The sequence below is a fragment of the Aquaspirillum soli genome, from assembly GCF_054781915.1.
Genome location: NZ_BAAGTM010000002.1, coordinates 390,065 through 400,160, shown reverse-complemented (window position 1 = coordinate 400,160; position 10,096 = coordinate 390,065). Strand labels below are relative to the sequence as shown.

Below are 10,096 nucleotides of genomic sequence, written 5' to 3'. Positions count from 1 at the left end.
GTCGCATTGAACAAAAAACCCCAACAGGTTCAAGCATTCAAGAAGAGATGAAAGGCAATGGCTTTACCTTCCTCAATGCCCTGCCTGCCAATGAAAAACTGATTGTGCAAACGGTGGTGCCGACAGTGACAGCCAACACCACCACTGCACCGAGTCAACCACTGATTGTGAGTGGTTCGAGTCGTGCCAGCGATGGCAAACAAGCGGTGGTGATTGATGTTAGCCAACTGCCGAAAGGCACGGTGATTCAAGTCGAGAATATCGACTTTATCGCCATTGTCGGTGAAGTGCGCGCCATTGGTGGCAGTGGGCAAAACGTTGCTGTCGGGGATAACCTCAACCAATTTATCGTATTAGGCGCCGACAACGACAGCATCTACGGCGGCGGTGGACAAGACACGGTGGGGTCACTCGGCGGTGACGACCAAACCTTTGGTGAAGCGGGTGACGATACCGTGTATGGTGGTGCGGGTAATGACACCCTCACCGGTGGCATAGGCAATGACCGTCTTAACGGTGGCTTTGGCAACGACACTGCTATCCAAAGTGGTGCCCGTAGTGACTACACCATCAGCGTGGATGGTCACACCGTCGTGCTGACCCACAAGACCACTGGAGAAATCGACCGCCTGCTGGATGTTGAGCTGGTCAAATTCGACAGCGGCGACAACCTCACCATCCGCTATGGCGAAGTGTTTACCGCTGAATACGACCCTAACGTCCTCAATGTCACCGCCAATCGCTACTTTATCGGTCACGCCAACGCCGAAGAAGGCTATCTGCCGATGGGCTTGGCGCTGTTCATCGACGGTAAACAAGGCCATGATGTGCTGCACCTACTCGGCAAACGCAGCGACTATGCTCTCGAACGCAACGGCAACCACCTCGAGATCACCCGCTACAGCGATGGGGCCATGTTTGACCTCAACAACGCCGAAACCCTCGCCTTCGACAGTCAAGAAGTCGTGATTCTGGCCAGAGATCGGGTAGAAGGCATCTTAGCGCGCATGGTGCAGGTCTATCTCAACCGTGATGCCACTGCGGCAGAATGGAAACTTGGCACCAAAGCCGTTGCCGACTATTACGCCGGCTTCCTCCAACCCCAAGAAGTGTTCGACTGGTTCAACGCCCGCAACACCGCTTTGGCCAAGATGGACAACGCCACCTATGTGCAAACCCTGTACCAAAACGCCTATGGTCGCCAAGCCACCACCGCCGAACTGACCCCGCTGGTCAACAAACTCGAAAAACAACTCATCACCCGCGACTGGCTCGCCGTTGACATCGCCGCCAGCAGCGAAGCCATTACCGCCATCGGGACGGTGATGCAGTTTGATGGCTGGGTGTAAGCGTTTCTAAAAGATTGGGTTGCCGGTGGTTGGCAACCCAATTTTTTTGTCAGAAATGCTAACAACTCATGGTGTGTCGCCCCTTCGGGGTGACAGCACCCTACCGATTTTTAGCAACGGTTAGGCCGATTGTGCTGCCCAAGTGTCTTTTAGACCGACGGTGCGGTTAAAGACAATTTTCTGTCCTGTTTGGTGATCGTAGCGGTCGGTGATGAAATAACCGATACGTTCAAACTGATAACGGGTTTCTGCGGCTGCACTGTTCACAGCAGATTCGACATAACCAGTCACCACTTTTAACGAGGCAGGGTTTAAAAACCGCATAAAATCAACATATTCGCCATCCTCACCCCGAACAGCATCAGGACGTGGTACGGTGAATAAACGATCATACAAACGCACTTCGGCTTCAACGGCATGTGCAGCAGAAATCCAATGAATCACGCCTTTTACCTTACGACCGACAGGATTTTGTCCTAAGGTATCGTGGTCGATTGAGCATTTCAGTTCAATCACTCGGCCCGTATCATCTTTAATCATCTCATCACACTTGATGACATAGCTATAGCGCAAGCGAACTTCACCCCCCAATGTTAAGCGTTGCCATTTCGGGGGAGGCACTTCGGCAAAGTCGTCGCGCTCAATGTAGATCTCACGGCTAATCGGCACTTCGCGCTCACCAAACTCTGGGTGGTGAGGATGGAAGGGCGCACTACGGCTGCTGGTGATACCGTCGGTGAAATTGGTCAGCGTGACTTTAATCGGGTCTAACACCGCCATGACTCGTGGTGCTTCTCCTTCTAATGTCTCACGTACCGCGCCTTCCAGCACGCTCATATCAATGATGTTTTCACTTTTCGACACACCAATCCGCTGTGCAAACAGGCGAATACCGGCTGGACTGTAGCCACGTCGCCGCATGCCTTCAATGGTTGGCATACGTGGGTCGTCCCAGCCAGTGACCTTACCTTCGGTGACCAAGGCGTTCAGTTTGCGTTTTGAGGTCAGCGCATACAACAGCTCTAAACGGGAAAACTCGTATTGGCGTGGATGGCAAGCGATGGTGATGTTATCCAAAACCCAATCGTACAGTGGCCGATGGTCTTCAAATTCCAAGGTACAGATAGAATGGGTAATGCCTTCTAGCGCATCAGAAATACAGTGGGTGTAGTCATACATTGGATAGATACACCACTGATCGCCAGTCCGATGATGATGGGCGCGGCGGATACGATAAATCACCGGATCGCGCAAATTCACATTGCCCGAACTCATGTCGATCTTTAGACGCAAGGTTTTGCTGCCATCGGGAAACTCGCCGTTTTTCATGCGGGTGAACAGATCGAGATTTTCCTCAACACTGCGGTTGCGGTAAGGGCTTTCTTTGCCGGGTTCGGTCAAGCTGCCACGATAGGCACGCATTTCCTCTGCCGTTAAATCACAAACAAAGGCTTTGCCAGCACGAATCAGCTCAACTGCATAGTCATAGAGCGCTTGGAAATAGTCCGAGGCATAACGTACCTCGCCATCCCAATCAAAACCTAACCAGCGCACGCTTTCTTTAATCGATTGGACATACTCATCTGATTCTTTCTCAGGGTTGGTATCATCCATGCGTAGATTGCATTTGCCCTGATAATCCTCTGCCAAGCCAAAATTCAGACAGATAGATTTAGCATGGCCAACATGCAGATAGCCATTTGGCTCTGGCGGAAAACGCGTCACAATCTGCTGATGTTTGCCCGAAGTCAAATCCGCCTCGATAATTTGGCGGATAAAGTGAGAGGGCATTGCGGTAGGGGTGTGATCGTGGCTCATCAGGGTTCAAACATCCTATTAGACAACAAACAATGGGGGCTGATTTTACCGCAAGCCTTTTCATTGCGCGGTGGCTTTGCGTACTAATGTTAAGAAAAAAAACAAAAAAATGCCGTTGGCGAGAAAATCTGTGCATAAACTATCGACAGATGAGAAAAGAAAGCATACTATCTTTTTGTCATTTCTGCTTCATGTCATTTTTGGTTGATCAACAACCTGCTTTTCTAAGGAGATTTGTCTATGAGTGAAAGCCCTACTAAAGAGACCCCCGTTGTTGAGCCAACATCCGCGCCGAATGCGAGTGCTGCGATTGAAGTGACACCCGAAGCACCGGCAGCGCGTCCGCGTAAAACCAATACGCCAAAAACGTTAAACCAAACTAAGCCAACTGAAACCCCTGCTGCTTCGCAAGAAACCGCTGTTGCCAATACGATTATCGCGCCTTCTGCGCGCTTTGCGATGGCACCACACGGCAGCGATGAAGACAGCAGCAGCGCACCTCTACCTGCCGATTATCCTTATAAAACTCGGATGCAGCGCCGCGAGTACGAGAAACATAAACGCGAATTGCAAATTGAGCTGTTGAAGGTACAAAGCTGGGTGCGTGAGAGCGGACAGAAAATTGTTGGGTTGTTCGAAGGCCGTGATGCTGCAGGTAAAGGCGGTACCATTAAACGCTTTATGGAACACCTCAACCCACGTGCTGCGCGTGTGGTAGCCTTAGAAAAACCGAGTGATGTCGAACGGGGTCAGTGGTATTTCCAACGCTATATCCAACATTTGCCGACTGCTGGCGAAATCGTGATGTTCGACCGTAGCTGGTACAACCGTGCTGGCGTAGAACGGGTGATGGGCTTTTGCTCACCACAAGAATACTTGGAGTTTTTGCGTCAAGTGCCGGAGTTAGAACGGATGTTGGTCAACAGCCACATTCATCTGTTCAAGTTCTGGTTCTCGGTCAGCCGCGAAGAACAAATGCGCCGCTTTATTTCTCGTCGTGACGATCCATTAAAACACTGGAAACTGTCGCCCATCGATGTGCAATCGCTCGACCGTTGGGATGATTACACCCGTGCCAAGCAAACGATGTTCTTCCATACCGATACGGCCGACGCACCGTGGATTGTGATTAAGTCGGATGATAAGAAACGTGCCCGCATTAATTGTATGCGCTACTTCTTACATTCTCTGCCTTACCCCGATAAAGATCCTAAAGTTGCTTGTGCACCCGATCCTTTATTGGTTGGCTCGGCGGCAACGGTGTTGAGCAAAGAAGAAAATGCCATGACCAGCTTCTAATTTTTGCTTTTGCCCCGATTGTCAACAACGGCGTGTCCTATTTGAGGTAACACGCCGTTTTTCTGTCGGTATGCCAAGAAAGGAACGACCTGTGGAATTACAGCAACAACAAGCCGTGTTGACCATTGCCCTATTTGCCGCCTTTGCCGATGGCAATAATGACGACCGTGAACGGGAACAGATTCGGCAAATTGCCGACAGTTTAGGGCATGTCAACCAACAAGCCGAATTAAGCCGCCTGTATCAAGATGTGTTATTCAAACGGGTTTCTTTGCCACAGGTCGCCGCGCTGTTGCACGATGTTGCACATCGGCAGTTTGCTTATGAGATGGCAGTGTGTATTTGTGATGCCGATGGTTTGCGTACCGCAGCAGAACAACAATTCCTGCAACAACTACGCGGTTTGTTACAACTGGATAGCCAACATACCCAGTCGTTCGAACAACAAAGCGCTGCCTTTACCCAATCTTGGGCACATTCCGCACCCCCTGCGCCGAGCCCCACCCCTAGTTCAGGGCTGGGTTTATTTGCTGGTCTCGCTGCTGGTGCTGCTGCCGGTGGTCTTGCCGCGAATGCCATGTCACCGACCCCAACGCCACACTACCCAACACCGGCTTCGACTGGTTTGCGACCAGCCAATGTCACCGAAGCGCAGTTAGATCGCACAGTGATGAATTATGCTTTGCTCAATGGTGCGCTGGAATTATTGCCCCAGTCGTGGGCTTCGATGGCGATTATTCCCCTGCAAATGAAAATGGTGCATCAAATCGGCAAGCATTATGGTTATGAACTAGACAGCGGCCATATTAAAGAATGGTTAGCCACCATTGGGGTGGGGCTCACCTCGCAGTATGTTGAACAATTTGGCCGCAAATTATTAGGCGGGTTATTTGGCAAAGTGGGCGGAAAAACGGGGAAAAAGGTCGGCGATGCTGCTACGGGAATGGCATTTTCATTTGCCACCACCTATGCCATGGGCCAATTGGCACGACGTTATTACGCCGGTGGCCGAACCATGAATAGCGCGACCTTGCGCGATAGTTTCCAAGGTCTATTAGGTTCAGCGAAACAGCTACAGGCTCAATCATTGCCGCAGATTCAACAACGCGCCCAAGGCCTCAATCCCAGCCAAGTGATGGACTTGGTACGCGGCAAACAATTGTTGTAATCGCTTTAAGACTGCGGTAGGGGATAGGCGGTTGGGGTGAGGGTGGTGAGTTGTCGGCCATCATCAATCCAAATCCGCCGTCCCGATTCACCCTTGGCACGATACATCGCTTCATCAGCGCGTTTCATTAACGCTTCTGCAGTTTGGGCGCTGTCGGGATATAAAGCCACGCCCATGCTGGCCGTGACCGGCAACAGCCGCCCCTGATATTGCCGCAACAGGGCAACGCTGCTTTGCAGCCGAGACAATAATTCGTCTAACTCCGGCCCTAATTCACACTGCGGCAGTAATAAGGCAAACTCATCGCCCCCCCAGCGACAGACCATATCTTGTTGCCGACAGGCCTGTTGTAAACGATGCGCCACTTCACATAACACATCATCCCCCGCTTCATGTCCCAATAAATCATTGATTTTCTTAAAACCATTCAAATCAATAAAGGCAATCGCTAACGGCTTGTGCTGTTCGCGTGCTTGTTGCATGGCTTGTCGCAGTTGTTCGTTAAATAAACTGCGATTCGCCAAACCAGTGAGGGTGTCGTGAAAGGCCAGATTGTGTAAACGTGCTTCGACTTCTTTAATGCGCCGAATATCGGTGAAAATCCAAACCCAACGTACCACCTGCTGTTTATCGACCACACGTGTCGCAGAACACCACACGGCACAGGGCTGGCGGTTGGGGGGCGCTAAGGTTAACTCTCCCTGCCAATGGGATTCCCCTGCCAGTAGATTTTGCAGTTCAAACAGTGTTAAGAGTGTTTGCTGTTGTCGCAAGGGCAAGGGCTGATCCGCTGGCCAGTCATCTTGTCCCAACATCTGACATAAAGCTGGGTTTAATGACAGCCAATGTAATTTGTTATCGCTCAACGCAATACCTTCTGAGCAATGCTCAACCGCCAGCTGTGACAGTTGTAATTGCTCCTGTAACTGCTTCTGTTTGGTCATATCAATGACCGTACCAAATAGGTAATCCATCGACCCATCATTACAGTAATGGACATGATTGCGTTCTAATAAATGGCGAATACTGCCATCAGGACGAACAATCCGATATTCCACATCAAATGGTTGTCCCAATGCCATGTAATGATCGAGCTCTTGCCGCACCCGTAGGCGGTCTTGTGGATGGACACAGGCAAAATAGCGTTCTTCTGTTGGATGAAAACTATCCGGATCCGTACCAAATATGTCGTGGACAGTCACACTCCAATCTAATTTGCCGCTATCAATATGTAATACCCAAGAACCCAGTCCTGCATCTTGCTCGGCAGTCTGTAGGAGTTTTTCTGCTAAATAGCGTTGCGGATGTGGAAACAGCTCTTGATTGGCTGGGCGCAATAAAAACACCACTGCCTTGCGTTCTGGTAACGAGGTAGCCTGAATGTGGACTTCACAACTGTGTTGTTGTTGATTTAACCAAGTTTTGATGCCCAAGCTGCCATGTGCGCGGCTTTCCCCAGCAAAAAATAATGCCTCCCACACTGGCCCATGTCCATCACCATAATGTGGAATAAAATCGGCCAGTGGACGGCCTTTTAGCTGGTCGATACTGAGCCCACCGCTGAGCTCACAGGCGAGATGATTGGCATAGCGGATTTTGCCATCTCGTCCCACGACCAACACCGCTTCAGGACACGCATCTAGCCACTGCAAGACTCGCCCCCGCTGTCGCCAACAGCAAAACAGCAACCACATCCCAAGCAGCGAACACAGTACCGTGCCAAGTAATAACCACGTTAAGACAGGCATTCCATGACTTCCTAACAGAACAGCGACTTGTCAAGACTAAGTCGTTGAAAATTTGTACTAGATCAGCGGAGGGATTGTAACGGATTCGTTGCCAAATGAAATTTAATTGATTGTGGCAACCATGGCTTGATGTGCAGATAAATTGAAAACTATTTTGCTTTTCAGGCAAGAAAAATTGGTTTTTTTGATAGAGATTATTTTTAATTGTTAATTAAATCTTTTTTCCTATTCCATGCTCCACGCAAAAACAAAGGAAAAATGAAGTTTACAATTAACCGACGGTTCAAGTTTTACTTTTCTGCGGCAGCGATGGCGGCGTGATAAGGCGGTCGGCGGTGGCATTGTGTTTGACACGCGGTGGTGTGGCGGATTTTGAGAGAGTTGACAGCGCGACAAACCACGCTTTAGGCATATCGGTTGGCAGACCAACAGGAAAACCAGCCACTTTAGGGGTTTCAAAAAAACCATGCCCTGGGTTGGCAAAATCTGGCGCTGTGCAGTTGATACACGGATACCCTGCGGTGAGACAAGAGCCCTCGCCATTCCACGGGCGGATATTGCAATCTGCATGAGCCTGCGTGCCCTTGCAACCAACAAATTCCATTAAACACCCTTGTTGACCAACACTCTCGGCACTGGCTTTAAATTCATAAAACTCGTTTTTATCGCAGCCGTGATGAACTAATTTATCTGCATAAAAGCGTGGTCGGCCAATGGGATCAAGATCGGATGCTGTGAGTGCATCATGTGCTAACAAACCAAGCGTTTCTAAAACCCAATTTGGGTGAGTGGGACAGCCGGCTAAATTGATGACTGGTAAACCGGCTTGACTGACAAATGCGGCACCCAACAGCCCACCTGCATGATAATCGGCATACGCCAAACCTGTGGCACCTGTCAGGTTGTCCCCCGCTGCGGTGATGCCACCATAGGCAGCACAGGTGCCGACTGCAACCACATAGCGTGCTTGGTGGGCAAGCGCGGTGATCCAGTGGTGGAAAGGGTGTTGTTGTGGGCCACTGACATGAAACCGTCCCTCACCCCCCAACATCGCCGCTCCTTCTACACACAGAATATCCAGACCGTGTTCGATATGATGGAGAAACAACGCTTCTGTGCCGTTACCGCTGACCGAGGTAAGGCTGGGGTGATAACAAAGCTCAATCCCCAAGTTATCCAATGCGGTGAAACAATCGGGTTGTTCTGCACATAGCAACGATAAGGTGCAGCCACCACACCCACCAGATTGCAACCACAATAAACGAATTGCCATCTCAAATTAATCCATGTCGTGCCAGCTTACTGCGTAGGCCGACCCGAGATAACCCCAGCTCTTGCGCGGCACGGGTTTTATTCCAGCGGTGGCGTTGCAGGGCATCTTGTAAAATATGTTTTTCTAAGACATCAAGGCGAGCGCGTAAATCGCCATTCAGCTCACCAAACCATTCATAGCCAACAGCGGCTGTGCTGGCCTCGGTGGTCAATCGGACAGATGGCGATAAGGCATCGAGATGCAACATATCATCATCCGCCAACACCAGCATACGATATAACTCATTGCGTAACTGTCGCACATTACCGGGCCAATCATATTGGCACAACGCGGTGAGTGTTTCTGGGCTTAACTGTAATTGAGGCCGTTGATAGAGCTGGCGCGCTTCCTGTAACAGCGACTCGGCAATCAGGGGAATATCTTGCGGTCGTTCTCGTAATGGAGGAACACAAACAGAAAAAGCCGACAGGCGGTAATACAGATCTTCGCGGAATCGTCCCTGTGCAACCAAATCGAGTAACTTTTTATTGGTGGCAGAGACAACGCGGACATCAACCTTAAGCGGGCGATTGCTACCAACAGGGCGAATTTCACCTTCCTGTAACACCCGCAACAATTTGGCTTGGAATACGGGAGAAGTTTCGCCAATTTCATCCAAAAAAACAGTGCCGCCGTCGGCGCGTTGGAACAAACCGATATGATCTTGATAGGCCCCAGTAAAAGCACCGCGTTTGTGGCCAAACAACTCACTTTCTAATAGGTGCTGCGGCATCGCGGCGCAATTTTCGACCACAAAAGGGCGTTCTTTGCGATGGCTGGCATAGTGCAAAGCGCGTGCTAATAGCTCCTTGCCTACACCCGACTCACCCTCAATCAACACCGAAATATCAAACCCTGCCACCCGCTCCAGCAAAGCACACACCTGATGCAGTGGGCTATCTGTTGCACGGATCACCTTTGCCATGGCGTGGCGCGAGCGCAATTCGTGGCGTTTTTGCTCAACGCGCTGTTGCAACCAAGGGGTAGAGGCACGGAGCTCGATATTGAGCAACTCATTCTCCTGCTGCAAGCGAAAGAGCTCGGCGGCGCCTTGGACGGTTAACAACAAACTCTCTGGATGCCAAGGTTTCAACAAATACTGATAAATGCCGGCTTCATTGATTGCAGAAATGATATCCGCCTGATCGGTATAGCCAGACAAAATAATCCGAACGACCTGAGGAAAACGCTCACGAACCTCACGCAAAAACGCCACACCGCTGACAAGAGGCATACGCTGATCGGAAATGACGACATGAACAAACTCGGCTTCAAGAAACCGAAAAGCTTGCTCAACACTCGAAGCCGAAAGGACATGGAAATCGTCCTCCAAACAACGGCAAAGCGCCTGTAAAGAACGAGGCTCATCATCCACCAACAAGACAGTGCACAAGGAAGACAT

Annotated in this window: 7 protein-coding genes; 3 read left to right on the top strand and 4 right to left on the bottom strand. The window is 50.4% G+C overall.

Features of this window, described 5'->3' with window-relative positions; translation table 11 throughout:
• Positions 1–1,349 (top strand): DUF4214 domain-containing protein (locus ACYVJG_RS03835; protein WP_460429869.1); only part of this gene is annotated, 1,349 nt, incomplete at its 5' end.
• Positions 1,350–1,469: 120 nt separating this feature from the next.
• Here ACYVJG_RS03835 and ACYVJG_RS03830 read toward each other — a convergent pair.
• A complete protein-coding gene (locus tag ACYVJG_RS03830) occupies positions 1,470–3,167 on the bottom strand; it encodes a glutamine--tRNA ligase/YqeY domain fusion protein (protein WP_460429868.1) in 1,698 nt (565 codons plus the stop codon).
• Between the two features lie 459 nt (positions 3,168–3,626).
• On the opposite strand from ACYVJG_RS03830, the gene ppk2 reads away from it, so the two are divergent.
• Both ppk2 and ACYVJG_RS03820 read left to right on the top strand, forming a co-directional pair.
• Positions 3,627–4,466 (top strand): polyphosphate kinase 2, encoded by an 840-nt coding sequence (ppk2, locus tag ACYVJG_RS03825; RefSeq protein ID WP_460429876.1) that lies wholly within the window; start codon positions 3,627–3,629, stop codon positions 4,464–4,466.
• A gap of 91 nt (positions 4,467–4,557) precedes the next feature.
• Positions 4,558–5,634, top strand: coding sequence for a DUF533 domain-containing protein (locus ACYVJG_RS03820; protein WP_460429867.1), 1,077 nt, complete (start codon positions 4,558–4,560; stop codon positions 5,632–5,634).
• A gap of 5 nt (positions 5,635–5,639) precedes the next feature.
• On the opposite strand, the gene ACYVJG_RS03815 is transcribed toward ACYVJG_RS03820, so the two are convergent.
• From ACYVJG_RS03815 to ACYVJG_RS03805, 3 genes are all read right to left on the bottom strand, one after another.
• On the bottom strand, positions 5,640–7,382 hold the full coding sequence (locus ACYVJG_RS03815; RefSeq protein WP_460429866.1) for a sensor domain-containing diguanylate cyclase: 1,743 nt from the start codon (positions 7,380–7,382) through the stop codon (positions 5,640–5,642).
• Between the two features lie 283 nt (positions 7,383–7,665).
• Positions 7,666–8,655: an NADH-quinone oxidoreductase subunit B family protein gene (locus ACYVJG_RS03810; RefSeq protein WP_460429865.1), complete on the bottom strand. Its 990-nt coding sequence runs from the start codon at positions 8,653–8,655 to the stop codon at positions 7,666–7,668.
• A 1-nt stretch (position 8,656) separates the two neighbouring features.
• On the bottom strand, positions 8,657–10,096 hold the full coding sequence (locus ACYVJG_RS03805) for a sigma-54-dependent transcriptional regulator (protein ID WP_460429875.1): 1,440 nt from the start codon (positions 10,094–10,096) through the stop codon (positions 8,657–8,659).